The sequence below is a fragment of the Brachybacterium paraconglomeratum genome (genome assembly GCF_039541415.1).
Classification (GTDB): domain Bacteria; phylum Actinomycetota; class Actinomycetes; order Actinomycetales; family Dermabacteraceae; genus Brachybacterium; species Brachybacterium paraconglomeratum_A.
This window is the reverse complement of sequence record NZ_BAABGE010000008.1, coordinates 38,472-56,452: the sequence shown is the minus strand read 5'-3', so window position 1 is coordinate 56,452 and position 17,981 is coordinate 38,472. Positions and strand designations below refer to the sequence as shown.

At 70.5% G+C, this 17,981-nt stretch carries 19 protein-coding genes; 14 read left to right on the top strand and 5 right to left on the bottom strand.

The window, feature by feature from the left end:
• Position 1: 1 nt before the first annotated feature.
• Positions 2 to 1,090, bottom strand: coding sequence for a MerR family transcriptional regulator (locus tag ABD893_RS13135; RefSeq protein WP_345080968.1), 1,089 nt, complete (start codon positions 1,088 to 1,090; stop codon positions 2 to 4).
• Positions 1,091 to 1,237: 147 nt separating this feature from the next.
• On the opposite strand from ABD893_RS13135, the gene ABD893_RS13130 reads away from it, so the two are divergent.
• The 4 genes from ABD893_RS13130 to ABD893_RS13115 all read left to right on the top strand — a co-directional run bounded on the left by ABD893_RS13130 (position 1,238) and on the right by ABD893_RS13115 (position 4,597).
• Entirely contained in the window at positions 1,238 to 2,278 is a 1,041-nt protein-coding gene (locus ABD893_RS13130; RefSeq protein WP_345080965.1) for a GNAT family N-acetyltransferase, read from the top strand.
• 92 nt (positions 2,279 to 2,370) lie between these two features.
• The gene (locus tag ABD893_RS13125; protein ID WP_345080963.1) at positions 2,371 to 3,588 is read left to right on the top strand and encodes a beta-propeller fold lactonase family protein; all 1,218 of its coding nucleotides are present in this window, start codon (positions 2,371 to 2,373) and stop codon (positions 3,586 to 3,588) included.
• On the top strand, positions 3,585 to 4,052 hold the full coding sequence (locus ABD893_RS13120) for an SRPBCC family protein (RefSeq protein ID WP_345080961.1): 468 nt from the start codon (positions 3,585 to 3,587) through the stop codon (positions 4,050 to 4,052). The genes ABD893_RS13125 and ABD893_RS13120 overlap by 4 nt, the downstream gene beginning before the upstream one ends.
• Positions 4,053 to 4,126: 74 nt before the next feature.
• A complete protein-coding gene (locus ABD893_RS13115; protein ID WP_345080959.1) occupies positions 4,127 to 4,597 on the top strand; it encodes a DnaJ family domain-containing protein in 471 nt (156 codons plus the stop codon).
• Between the two features lie 32 nt (positions 4,598 to 4,629).
• Here ABD893_RS13115 and ABD893_RS13110 read toward each other — a convergent pair whose 3' ends face one another.
• On the bottom strand, positions 4,630 to 5,520 hold the full coding sequence (locus ABD893_RS13110; protein WP_345080957.1) for a serine protein kinase RIO: 891 nt from the start codon (positions 5,518 to 5,520) through the stop codon (positions 4,630 to 4,632).
• A 496-nt stretch (positions 5,521 to 6,016) separates the two neighbouring features.
• Between ABD893_RS13110 and ABD893_RS13105 the strand changes: the two genes are divergently transcribed.
• Positions 6,017 to 6,226 (top strand): hypothetical protein, encoded by a 210-nt coding sequence (locus tag ABD893_RS13105; protein ID WP_345080954.1) that lies wholly within the window; start codon positions 6,017 to 6,019, stop codon positions 6,224 to 6,226.
• An 83-nt stretch (positions 6,227 to 6,309) separates the two neighbouring features.
• Positions 6,310 to 6,678: a DoxX family protein gene (locus ABD893_RS13100; RefSeq protein WP_345080951.1), complete on the top strand. Its 369-nt coding sequence runs from the start codon at positions 6,310 to 6,312 to the stop codon at positions 6,676 to 6,678.
• 213 nt (positions 6,679 to 6,891) lie between these two features.
• Here the strand turns inward: ABD893_RS13100 and ABD893_RS13095 are convergent, their stop codons facing one another.
• Positions 6,892 to 7,563 carry an isochorismatase family protein gene (locus ABD893_RS13095; RefSeq protein WP_345080948.1) on the bottom strand — a complete coding sequence of 224 codons (672 nt, stop codon included), beginning with the start codon at positions 7,561 to 7,563 and terminating at the stop codon, positions 6,892 to 6,894.
• 77 nt (positions 7,564 to 7,640) lie between these two features.
• Positions 7,641 to 8,705: an LLM class flavin-dependent oxidoreductase gene (locus ABD893_RS13090; protein ID WP_345080944.1), complete on the bottom strand. Its 1,065-nt coding sequence runs from the start codon at positions 8,703 to 8,705 to the stop codon at positions 7,641 to 7,643.
• Between the two features lie 98 nt (positions 8,706 to 8,803).
• Here ABD893_RS13090 and ABD893_RS13085 point away from each other — a divergent pair, with 98 nt between their 5' ends.
• The gene (locus ABD893_RS13085) at positions 8,804 to 9,469 is read left to right on the top strand and encodes a CGNR zinc finger domain-containing protein (RefSeq protein WP_345081316.1); all 666 of its coding nucleotides are present in this window, start codon (positions 8,804 to 8,806) and stop codon (positions 9,467 to 9,469) included.
• Positions 9,470 to 9,530: 61 nt separating this feature from the next.
• Positions 9,531 to 9,707, top strand: coding sequence for a hypothetical protein (locus ABD893_RS13080; protein ID WP_345080941.1), 177 nt, complete (start codon positions 9,531 to 9,533; stop codon positions 9,705 to 9,707).
• A 31-nt stretch (positions 9,708 to 9,738) separates the two neighbouring features.
• Here ABD893_RS13080 and ABD893_RS13075 read toward each other — a convergent pair whose 3' ends face one another.
• Positions 9,739 to 11,253: an amidohydrolase gene (locus ABD893_RS13075; RefSeq protein WP_345080938.1), complete on the bottom strand. Its 1,515-nt coding sequence runs from the start codon at positions 11,251 to 11,253 to the stop codon at positions 9,739 to 9,741.
• Positions 11,254 to 11,350: 97 nt separating this feature from the next.
• On the opposite strand from ABD893_RS13075, the gene ABD893_RS13070 reads away from it, so the two are divergent.
• The 6 genes from ABD893_RS13070 (at position 11,351) to ABD893_RS13045 (ending at position 17,975) form a co-directional block, all read left to right on the top strand.
• The gene (locus ABD893_RS13070) at positions 11,351 to 12,298 is read left to right on the top strand and encodes an ABC transporter ATP-binding protein (protein ID WP_345080935.1); all 948 of its coding nucleotides are present in this window, start codon (positions 11,351 to 11,353) and stop codon (positions 12,296 to 12,298) included.
• Positions 12,295 to 13,143 carry an ABC transporter permease gene (locus ABD893_RS13065; RefSeq protein ID WP_345080932.1) on the top strand — a complete coding sequence of 283 codons (849 nt, stop codon included), beginning with the start codon at positions 12,295 to 12,297 and terminating at the stop codon, positions 13,141 to 13,143. Before ABD893_RS13070 ends, ABD893_RS13065 begins: the two co-directional genes overlap by 4 nt.
• A gap of 13 nt (positions 13,144 to 13,156) precedes the next feature.
• Complete coding sequence (locus ABD893_RS13060; protein ID WP_345080929.1) at positions 13,157 to 14,314, top strand: sensor histidine kinase; 1,158 nt, start codon at positions 13,157 to 13,159, stop codon at positions 14,312 to 14,314.
• Entirely contained in the window at positions 14,311 to 14,946 is a 636-nt protein-coding gene (locus ABD893_RS13055; protein WP_345080926.1) for a response regulator, read from the top strand. Before ABD893_RS13060 ends, ABD893_RS13055 begins: the two co-directional genes overlap by 4 nt.
• A 33-nt stretch (positions 14,947 to 14,979) precedes the next feature.
• Complete coding sequence (locus tag ABD893_RS13050) at positions 14,980 to 15,918, top strand: bile acid:sodium symporter family protein (protein ID WP_345080923.1); 939 nt, start codon at positions 14,980 to 14,982, stop codon at positions 15,916 to 15,918.
• A gap of 173 nt (positions 15,919 to 16,091) precedes the next feature.
• Complete coding sequence (locus ABD893_RS13045) at positions 16,092 to 17,975, top strand: ABC transporter ATP-binding protein (protein ID WP_345080920.1); 1,884 nt, start codon at positions 16,092 to 16,094, stop codon at positions 17,973 to 17,975.
• The last annotated feature ends 6 nt before the right edge of the window (positions 17,976 to 17,981 follow it).

Below are 17,981 nucleotides of genomic sequence, written 5' to 3'. Positions count from 1 at the left end.
CTCAGACCCGCGCGAGGGCGAGGCCGACGTTGTCCGGTGCGCCAGCGGCGAGGGCGAGGTCGATGAGCGAACTGGCCAGCGCGTCGACGTCCTCGTTGCCGCCCACCAGCGCCTCCGCGAGGGCCGACGGGTCGAGGACGGCGTGCAGCCCGTCGGACGCCACCAGCACCAGATCCCCCGGGGCGAGGCGGCGCACCAGCAGGTCAGGGGCGGTTGGAGCACCCGCGGCCAGTGCCCGGTTCAGCACTGCACGATCCGGATGCGAGGCGACCTCCTCGGGGGAGAGCCGGCCCGCCTCGACCAGGGAGCGCAGCCGGGTGTGGTCCTGCGTGATCACGTCGACCTGCTCGCCGCGCACCAGCACCACTCGGGTGTCGCCGAGGTGCGCCACGTGCAGCCGGTCCCCGTCGAGCAACGCGGCGGTGAGGGTCGAGCCGGCCTCGCCGTCGGCCGGGACCAGGGCTTCGGCGGCGGCCCAGGCGGTCTCGAGGGCGGCGAGCGGGGTGGCCGACAGCTCGAGTTCGAGCGCTGCTTCGAGCGTCGTCGCGAACGCGGTCAGGATCTGTGGGGCGAGGTCGTCGGCGCTGCCGAAACCGTCCGCGACGGCGAGCAGGGTGCGGCCGCCCGGCAGTGCGCGGACCGTCACGGCGTCCTGTTGGGAGCTGCGCACGAGGCCCTGATGCAGCGCCGAGGCGGTGCGAGGAGCGGTGGTGGAAGTGGTCATGATGTCCTCCGAAGGGAGTTCCCCGAGGTCATGGGCGAGGGAACGGACGGACGCGGCGCGGGAGAGGCTATCGGCCTCCTCCTGACGCCACCAGGAGCGCAGCTCTGCCGCAGCGGCATCACTGTCCAGATCGCACAGCACGCCGATCCGTGCGAGCCCCATCCCCAGGCCCCGCAGGGCGGCGATCAGCCGCGCCCGCTCGACCTGGTCGGTCCCGTAGAAGCGGTAGCCGGTGAACGGGTCGACGCGACGGGGCACCAGCAGCCCCGATTCGGCGTAGAGGCGCAGCGCCTTGGGGCTCAGCCCGCTCGCGGCGGCCAGCTCCCCGATGCTCAGCAGCTCGAGGCTCGACGCTGACTCGTCCATGCGATCCTCCGTCATTCCTCGCCCGGTCTCCCGGGCACCGGGTCTCTCCCGGTGATGACCACGTTCCGGATTGTCCCAGGGGAAGAGTCAAGCGATATCGCGGAAATTCCGTCGACCAGCACCGATCCAGTGTGGTCTGCTCTTCCTATGCAGCTGACGATCCGCCCCCTGGACACCTTCTCCGATCTCGATCTCGACCAATATCTCGCGCTCGAGAAGGCGCTCGATGAGCACACCTATGGCGGCAGCCAGGCTCCCACCCGGGAGCAGCTGCGGGCCCAGGTCAGCGAATCTCCGTACTGGACCGTGCGGCGCTGGGTGGCGATGGCCGAGGTGATCGAGGGCGGCGAGGTGCTCGTCGGTCGTGCCAATGTGTTCATGCCGCTCCAGGAGAACCTCGAGACCATCTCCGTCGGGGTCTCAGTGCATCCCGCCTTCCGAGGCCAGGGGATCGCGACCACGCTCGTCGAGGAAGCACTGCTGCCCGCGATCCGCGAGTCCGGGCGCAGCCTGGTCGAGGGGTACGGCGAAGTCCCGGCCGACGGGGATGCGGACAGCGACGAGCATCCCGTGAACCGGCTCGCCGCGCGACTGGGCATCACCCGCAAGAACCTCGCCGTCTGCCGGGCGCTGCCGTTGCCGCTCGATACCTCACTGCTGGAAGAGCTCCAGGCCGAGGCCGAGGAGAAGCTCGGCGACTACCGGATCGAGCTGTGGGACGGGGAGATCCCCGAGGAGCATCTCGCGGCCTACGGCCTGCTCATGCGGCAGCTCGAGCTCGACGACCCCGATGAGGACGTCGAGCACGAAGCTCCCGAGTACACCCCGGAGCGGATCCGCGAGAGCGAGCGCCGCATGCGCGAGGCGGGGACGCTGCGGATCACCGCGGTCGCCGTCGCGCCCGACGGCAGCTTCGCCGGGAACTCCGAGGTGCATCTCCACGATTCCGCCGCCAGCACCCTGGGCTGGCAGGAGAACACCCTGGTGATGCCCGAGCATCGCGGGCACCGGCTGGGGCTCGCGCTCAAGGTCGCCACCCATCGGCAGCTGCGGGAGAGGGCACCGCAGCTGCGGAGTCTGGTCACCTGGAACTCGCACGTGAATCCCTGGATGATCGAGATCAACGAGAAGCTCGGCTACCGGGCGCTCTACCGCGAGTTGGTGTTGCAGGGCCGCCCCGGGCTCTGAATCCCCGCCCGCTGAACCCCCGACACGCCGTGCCGCCTCCCGCCCGTCGGCGGCCGTCGGGCTAGGTTCGGCCGCATGGGCGGGGACGATCGATGAGCACGCAGGCGAAGCACCGGCGGAAGGTGCGGCGCGGGCGGCCGCATGACCAGTTCACGATCGCCATCGCGATCCTGTCGCTGGTGATGGCCGGCGGCATGGTCGCGGGGCTGGTGACCAGCGCGATGGGGCCCGACGGCGGGCAGTCCGCCGCAGGCTCCGAGCTGCCGCCCGGCGACCCGTCGAACACCACCCGCCTGACCCATCTGGACCGCATCACCGGGGATATCACCCCGAAGTCCGTGGTCGCGAGCCCCGCCGGCACGGTGATCGCGAACAACATGATGTACAGCCACTCCTCCACGCTGTACGACGCCGAGTCCCTCGAGCTCACCAGCACCGTGGCCGACACCGTGGACCTCGCCGAGTTCGGGTTCCCGGAGCGCGCCGGAGCGACGGAGGGCGCGCCTGTCGAGGCGGTGTTCTCGCCCGACGGGAAGTACGCCTACGTCTCCCAGTACCGGCTGCGCGGCCCCGGCGAAGGCGCCACCGCCACCGACGACTGCGCGAACGGCGAGGAGATCGGACGCTCCGCCGTGTTCCGCCTCGACCTCGCCGCCGGGGAGTGGGACCAGGTGATCGAGGTGGGACGGGTCCCGAAGTTCATCTCCCTCTCCGCCGACGGCAGCACCGCGCTGGTCTCGAACTGGTGCGACGAGACCGTCTCCGTGCTCGACCTCGAGGCGGGGGAGGAGGTCCGGGAGATCCCGGTGGACGCCGCCCCGCGCGGCAGCGTGATCCTGCCGGACAACCGCACCGCCTATGTCACCGCGATGTACGCCGACGAGATGTACAAGATCGACCTCGAGACAGGGCAGAGCGAACTGGTGCTCGAGACCGGTCGCAAGCCCCGCCACCTGGTGCTCTCTCCCGACGCGACCCGCATGTACCTCACCGTCTCCGGCAGCGATGAGCTGCTCGAGCTCGACGCCACGACCGGTGAGGTCCTCCGCACCGCGGAAACCGGGCGCGAGCCGCGGACCATGGCGATCTCCCCGGACGGCCTCGCGCTGTACGTCGTGAACTACTACGCGAACACCGTCTCCAAGTTCGACACCGAGACCATGGAGGAGATCCAGACCGTCGAGGTGGGCAAGAACCCGATCGGCATCACCTACGAGCCCACCCAGCGCCGGGTCTGGGTCGCGAACTACGCCGGCTCGATCGACGTCTTCGACGACACCACGGCATCCGATGGCAGGATGGAACCATGAGCCAGGACATCGAAGGCATCGTCACCGCTTCCCGGGAGATCGACGCCCCGGCCGACGCGATCTTCGCGCTGATCGCGGATCCCGCCGAGCAGCCCCGCTGGGACGGCAATGACAACCTCGCCGACGCCGCACCCGGCCAGAGAGTGCGTGCGGTGGGCGATGTGTTCGTGATGACGAACCAGAACGGCGGCGTGCGCGACAACCACATCGTCGCCTTCACCGAGGGGCGCGAGATCGCCTGGCGCCCGGCGCCCCAGGGCGAACAGCCAGCAGGACACCAGTGGGGCTGGCAGCTCGAGCCGCTCGAGGGCGGCCGCACCCGCGTCACCCACACCTACGACTTCACCGCGCTGCCTGCCGAACAGGAGAAGCGCCTGGCCAAGGCCCGCCTGATGACGGCGGACAAGCTGATGGCCTCGATCGACCGCCTCGCCCAGCTCGCCGAGGAGGGCGGGGACTCCTGAGCACGACGCCAGAGGATCCCGGCGACTCAGCGCCTGGCGACCCAGCGCCTGTCGACCCGAGGACCCTCGGGCCGATGATGGCCCCTGACGTCGCACGCGTGGAATCGGCGATTGAGCAGGCCGCGCGACGAGGGGACTTCGACAACCTCCCCGGCGCCGGGAAGCCGCTGGACCTGCCTGCCGCCCACGACCCGGACTGGTGGATCAACCAGCGCCTGGCCAGCGGCGAGATCGACAGCCAGGCTCTGCTCCCCGTCGTCGTGCTCCTGCGCAAGGAGTTCGAGCGGCGCGAGGAGACCCTCGCTGCGCTGCCGGATGAGCGGGCCGTGCGGGAGTACGCCGAGGATTTCACGCAGCGGGTCCATCAGGACCGGCGCGCGAACCCCTTCCAGCGGATGCTCGCTCCGGCCTGGGATCCGGAGGACGCCGTCGCACGGTGGCGGGAGGTGCGCGAGCCCAGGCCGGCGCCGACGGCGGCACCGACGCCGGAGCCGGTGGCGGAATCGCGCCGCCGGCGCTGGTGGCCGTTGCGCCGACGGGGCTGAGGGTCAGTCGCCCAGCACCGACCACCAGCAGCTCAGTGCTGCACCATCGCGGTGCGGAGCCACTCCTCGGGATCAGCGGCCGACGCCGACGCCCCGCTCGCCCGCAGCCAGGTGCAGACGTTCACGCAGTCGCGGCGCAGGAACTCCGTGCCGTTCGGGTTCGCGATCAGGTCGATCACCTGCGGGACGTCGATGATCACCGGGTCGGGCTCGGCCTGCCGGGAATCGGCGAGGATGTTGTAGGGAGAGAGGTCTCCGTGGACCAGGCCCAGGCGGGCGAGGTCCAGCACTGCCCCGCGCAGCAGGCGAGCCCAGCGCTCGATCGTGCGCTGATCCGGCGTGGTCTCCTGCAGGCGCGGGGCGGCCACTGCGCCGTGTTCGTCGTCGGTGCCCACGAACTCCATGCACAGCTCGGTGCCGACGAGCTGCATCGGATAAGGCACTGGCAGGCCGGCCTCCCACAGCTGGCAGAGCATGTCGAACTCGGTGCGGGCCCATTGCGCGGCCGCGACCTGCTTGCCGAAGGCGGAACCTTTGGCCATCGCCCGGGCCTCGCGGCTGTCCTTGATGCGGCGACCGTCGGTGTAGGAGCTGCCGCGGTGGAAGGTGGTGTGATCTGGGGAGCGGTAGCGCTTGGCGACCATCAACACTGCCTCGCCGGGAGCGCCGGTCAGCAACTCCTCGGGTAGGGCGCGCTCGAGCAGGAAGGCATCGGCCTCTTTGCCGGTCTTGAGGATCCCGAGCTCGGTGTCGATCGCCCCGTCGTGCTGGACTACCCAGTCGGGGAAAGGCTGCGGGCCGCGGTCGATGGTGCGGGCGGTCTCGGGCCAGGTGGACCAGCGCTGATCCTCGTCGAGCTCGGCGACGGTGGCGGTGAACATGGCGCGGGCGAAGAAGGCGTCCTGGTCGAAGGACGTAGTCATAGGGGTCTCCTGAGGGAGGACCTGCGAGATGGTCAGCAGGTCGGTGCGGAAGGGAGGACTGCAGGGGTCAGCACGGTGACAACCATCAGCTCCTCCTTCCCTCAGGGCTCCACGCGGAACCGGGGACAGCATATGACGGGGTGGCTGGTGGGCGCGAGGGATTATTGCCCAGGCCGACGCACGTGCATCTGAGCTGGGAGTTGTGGATAACTTCCGGGGGTCTTCCCAGAATGTGATCGGATGCGGACATGCCCGATGCGCGATCACTGAGCCGCCCGACCCGCCGCTCCCTGCTGCTGGCCGGAGCGGTGCTGGCGCCGCTGGGGCTGGCAGGGTGCGACCCGGAGGGAGGGGAGGGGACCGAGGAGGAACCGCCTCCCCGAGCGGCGGTCACGCTGGCTCCGATGGCCACCTCCGAGGCCCTGCTGCCCACCGCGCCCGTACGAGTCGGGACCTGGAACGTCTCACCGTCCTCGGGTCACCCGTGGCCGTGCTGGTGAGCAGAGTCCTCGGCCGGGAACGGGACCTCTGGGTGCTCACCCTCGAGAATCCGGGAGGCGTGCAGGTCCCGATCGCCTCCTCGACCACGAGCGTGACCGTGGATGGGCATGGAAAGGTGGTGCAGGTGCTCGCCGTCGAGCAGGGCGTCCCTCGGGGATACCGGATCGTCGGGGCCAGGTCAGAGGTGCTCGCAGCCGTGCAGTAGACCGAGGGACATCTGCCCGGGCGGTGGTATCAGGACCCTTCAAGCAACGAGTTCTGTGTGCTGCCGGTCGTAGGATCCGGCGTATGACCCATGCGCGGAAGACCACCGGATTCCTGGCCATCCTGCTCGGAGGAGCGGGGGCCCTGCATCTCGTCAGGCCCGAGCCGTTCGACTCGATCGTTCCGTCGGCGCTCCCGGGATCGGCGCGGAACTACACCTACGCCTCCGGCGTCGCAGAGCTCGGGGTAGCCGGGTTGCTCGCCGTGCCGCGCACCCGGCGCCTGGGCGGGATCGCGGCAGCGGTACTGTTCGTGGCGGTGTTCCCCGCGAATGTGCAGATGGCCTACGACTGGCGCCGGGCCCAGCCACGGAAGCGTGCGATTGCGTTCGGACGCCTGCCCCTGCAGGGCCTGCTCATCGCGCAGGCTCTGCACGTGGCGCGTCAGGGCTGAGCGAGCGGTCCTTCCCGGGCAGGAGCAGCCCGGAGATGAGCACCCCGAGCACACCCACCAGCAGCGCTTCCCCCACCCGATCCAGGTGGCCGGCAGCCCGACGAACAGAGCGAACAGGACTGGAACGCCGAGGAGTTCACCCGCGGCTGCTATGGCGGGCGCCGAGACCGCCTCCGTATGGAACGGCTACAAGGATGGTGCCGTGCGCTCAGGTCACCGAGCGGCAGACGAGGCCCTCGACGCACCGTCCTGACCTGCTGCGCGCTGTGCTCCGGTGACGGCGGAGGTGCCCAGGTCACTCTTGGGCAGGGACTCACCGGCGGAGACCGCCTCGGTCCAGGCAGCGGTGGTGGCGACCGCGGCGAAGTTCGAGTGCAGCAGCGCCATGATCGTCTCGTGAACCGTCCGCGCCGGAGCGAAGCCTGCGTAGTTCGCGATGTTGATCGCGCCGGTGGCATCCGAGAGCACCTCGGTGGTGAACCCGAGACCCTCACCCTCGACCGCGGAGGCGATCACGCAGTTGTTGGTCATGTACCCGACCAGGGTGACGGTGTCGACGCCCTGCTCACCGAGCCAGGCGGCGATGTCGGTGTCGGCGTAGACCGAGCCGAACCGCTTCACCGCGCTCTTCCAGCCCTCGGTACGGTGGCCCTCGATCTCAGGGTGGAGAGCGAAGCCTGGCATCGTCGGGTTGAAGACAGGAGCGTCCTCTCCCGCGGTGTGCTGGATGACGGCGATCGGAATGCCTGCCTTGGTGGCGGCGTCGATGGCACCGGTGATCTTCGGCAGGGAGTCGGCGTGAGCGGGGAACTGGATCTCCAGCGGGCCGCTGAAGTACTCGTTCTGCACATCGATGAGGAGGAGGGCGCGGCGGGGAGTGGTCATGGGGTGTCTCCTATGTTGTTCGAGGACGCATATGTTGTTCGAGGACGCAGCCGGTCGGCGGCGCCCGGTCGTGCGATTCAGAGCTGGGGGAGACCGTAGTGGTCGGCGATCAGCTCGACCGTGCGGCGCTGCACCGCGCGGGAGTGGCCCATCGTCACCAGCATGATCTCGTTCGCGCCGGTGAGCTCGTGCAGGTGGTCGAGATGCTCGGCGACCTGGGGGCCGGTGCCGGGGGCGGAGCGCTGGGTGTAGGTGTCCAGGATCTGCCGCTCCTGCAGGGTCGGGGAGTAGGCCTCGACCTCCTCGGGCGTCAGCACCTTGTAGCTCTGCCGCGTGAACATGCGCAGCATCGCCATCGCGCCGGTGCGTGCCTGACGGCGAGCTTCTTCCGCATCGTCATGGGCGACGACGCTCGTGCTGACCATGGTGTAGGGCTCCGCGAGCATCTCCGAAGGCTGGAAGTTCTCGCGGTAGATCCGCATAGCGGAGACCACGTCGGCGTCCCCGAACTGCAGAGCGAAGGCGTACGGGCGGCCGAGCTGGGCCGCCAGCTGCGCCGAGAACGGTGACGAGCCGAGGATCCAGGTGTCCGGGGTTCCCGGGCGCGGCACTCCGTTCTCCTCCGCCTGCCAAGGGCCGGGCACGGCATGCACGTTCTCGTACGGGTGGCCCTTCGGGAAGTCGTCCTCCAGGAAGCCGAGCAGCTCGAGGACCTGCTGCGGGAAGGCGTCATTGGCCTCGCGACCGCGGCGGAGGGCCGAGGCGGTGGGCAGGTCCGTGCCGGGCGCTCGGCCGAGGCCCAGGTCGATCCGGCCGGGGGCGAGGGATTCGAGCATCCCGAACTGCTCCGCGATCACCAGCGGCACGTGGTTGGGGAGCATCACTCCGCCCGCACCGAGGCGGATGCGCTCGGTCTCGCCGGTGAGGCGGGCCAGCATCAGCTGCGGCGAGGAGGTCGCGGCGCCGGGCATGGCGTGGTGCTCGGACATCCAGAACCGCTGGAAGCCGCGGCGGTCCGCGAGCTGGGCGAGCTCGATGATGGCGCTGAAGGTCTCCTGCGCACTCTGGCCGACGCCGGTGTGGGCGTTGTCCAGGACGGACAGGGCGAAGGGGGCGGTGCCGGACGGTGGGGCGGGGAGCATGGAGGACTCGTTTCTCACGGGAAAGACTGCGATTCAACGTGATCGACGATATCAGCACTCTCACGGCAAGGCGCAAGTGATACCGTGAGAAGGTGTCGATGATCCCCCTCCCTCCCGCCCCCGGTGCCGAGGCGCGCACCAGCCTCGCGCTGGTCAACAGTCACGTCTCCCTGCCCGGGGGGCGGTCAGCCGACGAGCTGGACAGTCCTGCCGCGGCGACGCAGTGGCTCATCGAGCGCGACCTGGTCCCCGCAGACGCCGCCCTGCTGGAGTACTGCCAGAGCGAGCTCGCCGGACTTCGGGAGACGCTCCGGGAGCTGTTCGCTGCTCAGGTGGCGGGGGCTGCGCCGTCGGCCGAAGTGCTGGATGGGGTCAATCGTGCGCTCACCCGGGTGCCCAGCGCGCAGCTGCTGCAGCATGACGCGGATCGGGGGCTGCACCGAGCGTCGGCGCACCCGGTGACCCGCCTCGTCGAGCACGCCATGGCGCAGATCGCCGAAGATGCGGCCGCGCTGCTGACCGGGGATGCCGCAGGGTCGATCGCGCGTTGCACCGCGCCGCCCTGCGACCGGTTCCTGCTGCGCACCCATGCCCGCCGGCACTGGTGCTCCACGCGCTGCGGCGATCGGGTGCGGGCCTCCAGGGCCTATGCCCGCAAGCAGGAGAGTGCGCGCGGGCAGGGTGAGTCGCCTGAGGGGACGTCGAGACGGGGCGATGAGGAGTCGAGCGGCGGGATCGACCGTGACTTGCCGAAGTTCCGCTGATATGATATAAACCACGGCGCTCGGAATGTGTGCCTGGATCTCCCCTCAAAGGAGAAGTGCCATGAACACCCTCAGTCTTGCCCTCTTCGCCTGCGCGGGCCTCATGGTCGTCGTGTCCCTGTCCTCCATGTACGCCACGAACGTGACGTTCTGGAAAGGGCGCACCTCACCCTGGGCGGTCTTCCTCGGCGCTGCGGCCCTCCTCGTCCTGGCCGCCGCCCTGATGATCGGGCCGTGACTGCCCCGGACGGCGGCTCCTCGGTGACCGCTCAGAGCTGAGTCTCGAGCCGCCCGGCCACGATCGTCGCGAGCACCGAGGTCTCCCGCAGGCGGTGCGCCGCCTCGCGGGCCGCGGCGTCGACCATCAGCCCGTCGGCCCCGAGCGGCACCTCGGCGAACGGGTTCGAGTCCAGCAGCACCACATCGCCGGGCCCACCCACGCGCAGCGCCGTGATCCCGTCGGTCGAGGCGGCGAGAGCCTCGCGGGGCTGCAGCTGCTGGTCGGGATGCCAGCCGGGGCGGTCGTCGGCGCTGCGGTGCACCGCGGCGGCCATCGCCAGCCATGGGTCCAGCGGCGCGACGGGCGCGTCGGAGCCGAGCGCGAGGGTGACGCCGGCATCCAGCAGGTCCCGCAGCCGGAAGGCCTGGGTGCCGTGGCCGGGCCAGATCGCCTCGGTCGCGTCGCGATCATCGAGCAGGTGCGCAGGCTGGACGGAGGCCGTGACGCCCAGCGCCGCCATCACGTCGATGTCGTCGTCAGTAAGCATCTGGGCATGCTCGATGCTCGCGGAGAGGCCGACGGCCCGGAGCGCCTCGAGCGCGACCTGCGCGGCGGCGTCCCCGATCGCGTGCACCGCGGCGGTGAGCCCCTGGGACTTCGCCCGGGTGAGCGCCTCGCGGAGAGCTTCCGGGCCGACGCTGAGGACGCCCCGGCCCGCATAGCCGTGGCCGTCGGTGTAGGCGTCGCGGGTGTACGCCGAATGGGAGCCGAGGGCGCCGTCGACGATCACCTTCAGCGGACCCATCGTCACCAGGCCCCGGTCGTCGAGCACCAGGCCCGTCGGCCCCGGCGCCGCAGCGAGCTCCTCGGGATAGACGGCGGTGCGGATCCGCATCCGGGGCGTGCGGCGAGGCCACTCCTCCCATGGCCGGCCCCACTCCATATCCGTCAGCCCCACCACCCCGCGCTGCAGGGCCTGACGCTGCAGCATCGCCGCCCCGGTCGCCACCGACTCAGCGACACCGGGCAGCTCGGGCAGGCGGGGAGCGAGGGCGAACCACTCCTCCTCCGCGACGATCCCGTCCCGCGCCGGCAGGCCCAGCGCGCGCAGCGCGGCGGAGTTCATCCAGGCATGATGTGCATCGCCGCCGATCAGCACCGTCGGTATGGAGCCGGTCGCCTCATCAAGCGCCGGCACCGTCGGCTGCACCGCGAAGTCCACCAGGCGGTGCCCGAAGCCGACCAGCGCGAGCGACGACTCGACGGCGGATTCGCGGCGCGCGGCGAGCTCGGCCCGCACCAGTTCGAGGATCACGCCCACGCTGCCCGCCCCGGAGGTGTCCAAGCGGGCATGGGCCTGCGCGAGCTGCCCGGAATGGACGTGCTGATCCCACAGCCCCGGGATCGCGAGGGCGCCGCCGCCCTCGAGGATCTCTTCTCCGGGAGCGGCGCGGAGGCCGGCCGCGAGCTCGGTGATCACGCCGTCGCGGAGTCTCAGGTCCACCGGGCGGGCCGGCGCCTCACCCGTCGCGGCGTCATACGGCCGCACCTGTCTGATCAGCACTGATCCAGACTAGCCGTCCGCAGCCATGACGGCTGTCATGGTCCGGTCGTGACCGCGGGGACTGGGGCGGGCGCGGCGGCCACGGAAGTCTGGAGCCATGACCACGACGACAGCCCCCGCCACCACAGACGCCCCGCCCGCGACGGCGGCCATCAGCCTGCGCGGGCTCACCAAGCACTACGGCACCGTCCGCGCCCTCGACGGGCTCGACCTCGAGATCCGCCCCGGCGAGATCGTCGCGCTGCTGGGCCCGAACGGTGCCGGCAAGTCCACCGCGATGGAGATGATGGTCGGGCTCGCGACGCCCGATGACGGCGCGGTGAGCATCCTCGGCGCCGACCCCGCCACCGCCACCCGCACCGGACTGATCGGCACCATGCTCCAGGCCGGGGCGCTGCTCCCGGACCAGTCCGTCCGCTCGATGCTGCGGATGCTCCACTCCCTGCAGGCCCACCCGATGCCGCTGGACGAGGTGATCGCCCAGGCGGACATCGAAGACCTGGTGAAGCGGAAGCTGGGCGCGCTCTCCGGTGGTCAGGCGCAGCGGGTCCGCTTCGCGATCGCGCTGCTCGGAGACCCGCAGGTGCTGCTGCTGGACGAACCCACCGTCGGCATGGACGTCGGCGCACGCCGCGCCTTCTGGGACCAGATGCGGGAGGTCGCCGCGACCGGACGCACCGTCGTCTTCGCCACCCATCACCTCGATGAGGCAGAGCGCGAGGCCCGCCGGGTGATCGTCATGGACCGCGGCCGCGTGGTCGCCGACGGCACCGGCCCCGAGATCAGCGCGGTCGTCGCCGGACGGGTGATCACCCTGCGGGGTGCCGTCCCGGAGCAGATCGCCGGCCTGCCCGGGGTGCAGAGCGCCGCGGCCGACGAGACCGACCCCGGCCGCGTGCGCGCCGTCTGCTCCGACTCCGATGCGGCGCTCGCCGCGCTGTTCACCGGCCCGCTGGCCGCCGCGGTCCACGAGGTCCTGGTCTCCGCACCCGGACTCGAAGAAGCATTCCTGCGCATCACCGACCACGAAGGAGAAGACCGATGAGCCGCTCCGCCATGACCGCACCGACCGACACCACCACGCTCACCTCCGCTGCGACCACCTCCGCCATTACCCCCTTCGCCGCGCCCCGCACCACCGCCGCCCCGTCGGACGCATCCCGCACCGTGCGCTATGCGCTGCACACCACCCGGATGACCGTCACCAACGTCATGTTCATGCTGTTCACCATCGCGATGCCGGTGGGGATGTATCTGCTGTTCGGGATGATGTTCGGCGACCAGACTGGCGGCGAGGCCCGCGGGATGATCATGGTCAACATGGCCGCCTACGGCGGACTCGGGGCTGCGGTCACCGCCGGCACCCAGATCCAGGAGGACCAGCGCACCGGCTTCCTGCGCCAGCTGATCGTGGCCGGCCTGTCCCCGCGCTCGTTCCTGGCCGGCTCGGTGATGGCCGCGAGCGCCGTCATCCTCCCGGCGCTGATCGCCGTGGGCCTGGTGGGGATCGCCACCGGCGTCGACGTGAGCCCGGGAAGCTTCCTGGCCACCCTCGCCGTGCTCTGGCTGGGCCTGCTGCCCACCATCCTCATCGGCATCGTGCTCGGTATGGTGCTCAAGGGCGGCACCGCGATGGCCGGCGGCGTGATCACCATGATGGCGATGGCGATCTTCGGCGGGCTGTGGATGCCGCTGGAGATGTTCCCGAGCTGGATGCAGTCCGTCGGCCACGCGATCCCCACCTTCTGGATCTCGCAGCTGGGGCAGTGGTCGATGTACGGCGGAGAGCTCCCCCTCGCCGGCCTCGCCGTGATCGGCGCCTGGACCCTGGTGCTCGGGGCGCTGTGCGCGCTCAGCCTGCGCCGCGCCGTGGGCCTGAAGCGCCGCTGACACAATGAACGTCATGACAGACCTGAGAGCACCCGGCGTCAGGGCACGGCTGCGGGACGGCGACGGATCCCTCGCCGCCGAGGCCCGGCCGCTCACCCCGCGTGGCGTCGTCCGGGCGGCGGTGGAATCCGGAGGCCTCACTTTCTCCGTCGCCCCGATCCTGTTCCTCTCGATCCCGATCATCTTCGCCTGGCTCGAAGCGCCCGGATGGCCGGCGCTCATCGCCACCGGGATCCTGCTGGTCTACGCGCTGGCCTTCGTCGCCTGCTGCGGGATCGCGCTGTATCCGCTGCCGGTGCGACTGGCCTGGTTCGCGTTGTGCACCCTGCTGCTGCTCTCGATGATCCCCATGATCGGGGCGAACGTGCTGTTCATGGTGATGTTCCAGGCCATGACGCATGTGTTGCTGCTGCCGTGGAAGTGGGCGGTGCCCACGATGGTCGTGATGAGCCTGGGGGTGGTGGTGCTCTCGGTCCTCACCGCCCAGTACGTGGCGACCGCCCTCGCCGTGATGGGGATGGTGATGGCCTGGGGGATCGGCTACGGGATCCGCCAGGAGACCCTCCAGAACCAGCTCGAGGCCGCCCAGCACCGCAACGCCGTGCTCGCCGTCGCCGCCGAGCGCGAACGCATCGGCCGCGACCTCCACGACTTGCTCGGCCACTCCCTGACCTCCCTCACCATCTCCGCGCAGCTCGCCCGCCGGCTCCTGGACACCGATCCCGAGGCCGCCCGCGCCCAGCTCGTCCACATCGAGACCACGGTGCGACAGGCCCTCGCCGACGTCCGCGCGACCGCCTCCGGAATGCAGCACGTGCGCGCCGCGACCGAGATCGCCTCCGCCCGCACCGTGCTGAGCACCGTCGGCATCCAGGCCGAGGTCCCCACCGCGCTCCCGCCCCTGCATGATGACCTCGCCGAGCTGTTCGGCTACGTGATCCGCGAAGGAGTCACCAATATCGTGCGCCACTCCCAGGCCGCCCACGCCGTGATCACCGTCGACCAAGACTCCGTGAGCATCGAGGACGACGGCATCGGCATCCCCCAGGGCGCTGGCCGCACCGGCCTGCGCGGCCTCGAAGCCCGCGTGGCGCTCGCCGGCGGGCGCCTCGAGATGGAATCGAACGAGACCGGCACCCGACTCACCGCAGCGATGGGAGCGGGCGAATGATCCGCCTCGTCGTCGCTGATGACCAGGCGATCCTGCGCTCAGGCCTGGTCGCGCTGCTGCGCCTGGAACCCGACGTCGAGGTGGTCGGAGAGGCGGCCGACGGGGCGGGAGCCCTCGCCGCGGTCGCCGAGCACCGCCCCGACGTGCTGCTGCTGGACGTGCAGATGCCCGCCGGAACCATGGCCGACGGGGCCGAGGGCCCCGCCGATGGGATCGCCGTCGCCGAAGCGCTGCAGCGGAGTGACGGAGCGCCGCGGATCATGGTGCTGACCACCTTCGGCCGCGCCGGCTACCTGCGCCGCACCATGGAGGCCGGCGCGGCCGGCTTCATGGTCAAGGACACCCCCGTCGAGCAGCTCGTCGACGCGATCCGCCGTGTCCACCAGGGGCTGCGGGTGGTGGACCCCGAGCTCGCCGCGCAGTCCCTCGCCGTCGGCGCGAGCCCGCTGACCACGAAGGAGACCGAGGTGCTGCAGGCCACCGCCGCCGGCGGCACCACCGCCACGATCGCGAAGTCCCTCTTCCTCTCCGAGGGCACCGTGCGCAACCACCTCTCCACCGTGATCGGGAAGCTCGGGGTCACCAACCGGGCCGAAGCTGTGAGGACCGCCTCCGACAACGGGTGGATCTGACCCCTCCACAGGGGGCACGCGTAGCCTGCGGAGGTGCATACGATCGAGTCCCTGTTCGGCCTGCTGATCACCATCAGCGTGCCGATCTTCGCGATCGCCTCGATGCTCTCGATGGGACTGCGGACCCCGCTCGGAGCCTTCCGCAAGCAGCTGCGCGACCGGCGCACCGTCTTCGCCGTGCTCGGCGCGAACTTCGTGGTGGTCCCGGCCGTGGGCACCCTGCTGATCTGGCTGCTCAGCGACCTGCTCCCGCACCAGACCGGGGAGGGCTTCATCATCGCCCTCTGCGCCGCGGGCGCCCCCTTCGTGCTCCAGCTCGGCGCGATGGCCCGCATCCCCTACGGCGAGACCGCCGGCCCGATGGCGGTGCTGCTGCTCGGCTCGATCCTGTTCATGCCGCTGGTGGTCCCCTTCCTGCTGCAGGACGTGTCCGTGAACGGCTGGGCCGTAGCTCGCCTGCTGCTGGGCACCATGCTCTCCCCGATGATCGCGGGCATCGTGCTCGCCGCCGTCTGGCCGGGGTGGGCCGACCGGTTCGCACGCACCGCCGGCAGCGTCGCCGCGGTCTCCGCGGTGCTGATGTTCCTCTCCGGCTTCGGAGCGAACAGCCACCTGGTGCTGGACCTGGTGCTCTCCCCGGTGCTGCTGGTCGCGGCAGGCCTGGTGGCGCTCGCCTTCGCCGCCGGCCGCATCTCCGGAGACCTCGCGGGGGACACCCTCACCGTCCGCGACGGTCCCGCGATCCTCACCAGCCAGCGCAACATCGCCGCCGCCCTGCTGGTGGCCCGCACCGGCGCCGAAGGCTCCGCCGACGATGGCTCGATCGTGGTCTCGATCCTGCTGCTCAGCGCCGTCGGCTTCGTGATGCTGGTGCCCTACGCGCTGGGCAGCGGCATCCTGCGCCGCCGCCGCGCCGGGGAGAAGACCTCGCTCGGCGTACTGCTGGGCGTGGTGGGTCCGAAGTCCGACTGAGGCCCGCCCCGCCCCACCCCCTCCCCGCGCCCCACCTCGCGGGTTACTCCTTGGTATCCCCTCTGAGCTGTCGCCTGGACCGCTCCGACGCGACAGCTCAGAGGGGATACCTGCGGGTAAGGGGAGAGGAGAAGCACGTGGTCAGCGCTCGGAACCCCGCCTAGGCTGAGCGGGTGACATCCCTGCTGCGCATCGTCCGCTTCACCCGTGCCCTGGCCCCGCTGTACACCGCGATCATCGTCTGCTCGGTGCTCACCGCGGTCGCGGGCCTCGCGGTCCCCTTCCTCATCGGCCACGCGACCGACACCGTCGCGGGCGCCGTGGGCGGGCAGGGTGAGACCAGCACCGCCGTGCGCACGGTCATCCTGATCGCCGCCGCGGTGCTGGCCGCGGAGCTGGCCGTCACCGTGATCTCCAACGTCGGCGGCTGGTTCGGCGACGTGATGAGCAACCGGATGCGCACCATCCTCTCGGTGCGCTACTACGACAAGCTGCTCCACCTGCCCCAGCGCTGGTTCGACGGCGAGATCACCGGCACCATCGTGGCGCGGTTGAACCGCTCGATCACCGAGATCACGAACTTCACCAAGATGATGTCGAACTCCTTCGCATCGATGCTGATCACCACCGCCGCAGTGCTCGCCATCAGCGCGTACTACGCCTGGCCGCTCACGGTGCTGCTGCTGATCGTCTTCCCCGTCTATGTATGGCTGACCTCGCTCACCTCGGTGAAGTGGCAGCGCCTGGAGGGGGAGAAGAACGAGCAGATCGACATCGCCTCGGGCCGCTTCGCCGAGGTGGTCGGCCAGATCCGGGTGGTGAAGTCCTTCGTGCGCGAGCGCGGCGAGCTCGCCGACTTCTCCCGCCGCTTCCGCTCCACCGACGCGACCACCCGGGCCCAGTCCTCGCACTGGCACCGGATGGACGTGATCCGTCGGGCGTTCCTGAACCTCATCTTCTTCGGCATCTACGTGATCATCTTCGTGCGCACCGTCCAGGGGCAGTTCACGATCGGCGAGATGGTGCTGCTGATCCAGCTGATGGCCATGGCCAAGGCGCCGGTGGAGTCGATGAGCTGGGTGATCGACTCCGCCCAGCGTGCGATCGCCGGCTCCAAGGACTACTTCCGGGTGATGGAGACCCCCGTGGATCCCCGCACTGCCGCGGTGATGGCCGCGCGGCCGACGGATGCGGCCGATGCCGGGCATGCGAGCGGCACCGCCGCGATCGAGGAGACCACCCCCGTCTCCTCGGTCCTCACCGTCTCCCCGGAGATCGAGGCCGTGCCGGGCGCTCCCGTGGTCGCCTTCCGCGGCGTGGACTTCGCCTATGAGAATGGCGAGGACGTGCTGCACGAGATCGACTTCGCGGTGGAGCGCGGCGAGAAGATCGCCCTGGTGGGGGAATCCGGCGGCGGCAAGTCCACCATCGTGAACCTGCTGCTGGGCCTGTACGAGCCGCGCCGGGGAAGCATCGACGTGGTGGGCCGGCCCAGTGCGGACCTGCCGCTGGACCAGCTCCGCTCCCGCATCGGAGTGGTCTTCCAGGACGCCTCCCTGTTCTCCGGCAGCATCCGCGAGAACATCGCCTACGGCCGTCCCGAGGCGAGCGAGGAGGAGGTGGTCGATGCGGCCCGCCGTGCCAACGCCGACACCTTCATCCGCCGCTTCCCGGCCGGTTACGAGCAGGTGATCGGGGAGCGCGGGCTCAAGCTCTCCGGCGGGCAGCGCCAGCGGATCGCGGTGGCCCGCGCGATGCTCAAGGACGCCCCCGTGCTGGTGCTCGACGAGGCCACCTCGGCGCTCGACACCAAGGCCGAGATCCAGGTGCAGAAGGGGCTCGAGGAGCTGATGTCGGGCCGTACCTCGCTGATCATCGCCCACCGCCTCTCCACGATCGCCGGGGTGGACCGGATCATCACCCTCAGCGACGGGCGCATCGACGAGATCGGCTCCCCGGTCGAGCTCGCGAACTCCGGCGGCATCTACGCCCAGCTGCTGGATCTGCAGAGCACCGGCAACAAGAAGAAGCTCGCGAAGTTCGACATCACCGGCTGACCCGGC

Bases quoted from the DNA above. Each gene is read 5' to 3' on its own strand.
- ABD893_RS13135 (WP_345080968.1), bottom strand. From the start codon at position 1,090: ATGGACGAGTCAGCGTCGAGCCTCGAGCTGCTGAGCATCGGGGAGCTG.
- ABD893_RS13130 (WP_345080965.1), top strand. From the start codon at position 1,238: ATGCAGCTGACGATCCGCCCCCTGGACACCTTCTCCGATCTCGATCTC.
- ABD893_RS13125 (WP_345080963.1), top strand. From the start codon at position 2,371: ATGAGCACGCAGGCGAAGCACCGGCGGAAGGTGCGGCGCGGGCGGCCG.
- ABD893_RS13120 (WP_345080961.1), top strand. From the start codon at position 3,585: ATGAGCCAGGACATCGAAGGCATCGTCACCGCTTCCCGGGAGATCGAC.
- ABD893_RS13115 (WP_345080959.1), top strand. From the start codon at position 4,127: ATGATGGCCCCTGACGTCGCACGCGTGGAATCGGCGATTGAGCAGGCC.
- ABD893_RS13110 (WP_345080957.1), bottom strand. From the start codon at position 5,520: ATGACTACGTCCTTCGACCAGGACGCCTTCTTCGCCCGCGCCATGTTC.
- ABD893_RS13100 (WP_345080951.1), top strand. From the start codon at position 6,310: ATGACCCATGCGCGGAAGACCACCGGATTCCTGGCCATCCTGCTCGGA.
- ABD893_RS13095 (WP_345080948.1), bottom strand. From the start codon at position 7,563: ATGACCACTCCCCGCCGCGCCCTCCTCCTCATCGATGTGCAGAACGAG.
- ABD893_RS13090 (WP_345080944.1), bottom strand. From the start codon at position 8,705: ATGCTCCCCGCCCCACCGTCCGGCACCGCCCCCTTCGCCCTGTCCGTC.
- ABD893_RS13085 (WP_345081316.1), top strand. From the start codon at position 8,804: ATGATCCCCCTCCCTCCCGCCCCCGGTGCCGAGGCGCGCACCAGCCTC.
- ABD893_RS13080 (WP_345080941.1), top strand. From the start codon at position 9,531: ATGAACACCCTCAGTCTTGCCCTCTTCGCCTGCGCGGGCCTCATGGTC.
- ABD893_RS13070 (WP_345080935.1), top strand. From the start codon at position 11,351: ATGACCACGACGACAGCCCCCGCCACCACAGACGCCCCGCCCGCGACG.
- ABD893_RS13065 (WP_345080932.1), top strand. From the start codon at position 12,295: ATGAGCCGCTCCGCCATGACCGCACCGACCGACACCACCACGCTCACC.
- ABD893_RS13060 (WP_345080929.1), top strand. From the start codon at position 13,157: ATGACAGACCTGAGAGCACCCGGCGTCAGGGCACGGCTGCGGGACGGC.
- ABD893_RS13055 (WP_345080926.1), top strand. From the start codon at position 14,311: ATGATCCGCCTCGTCGTCGCTGATGACCAGGCGATCCTGCGCTCAGGC.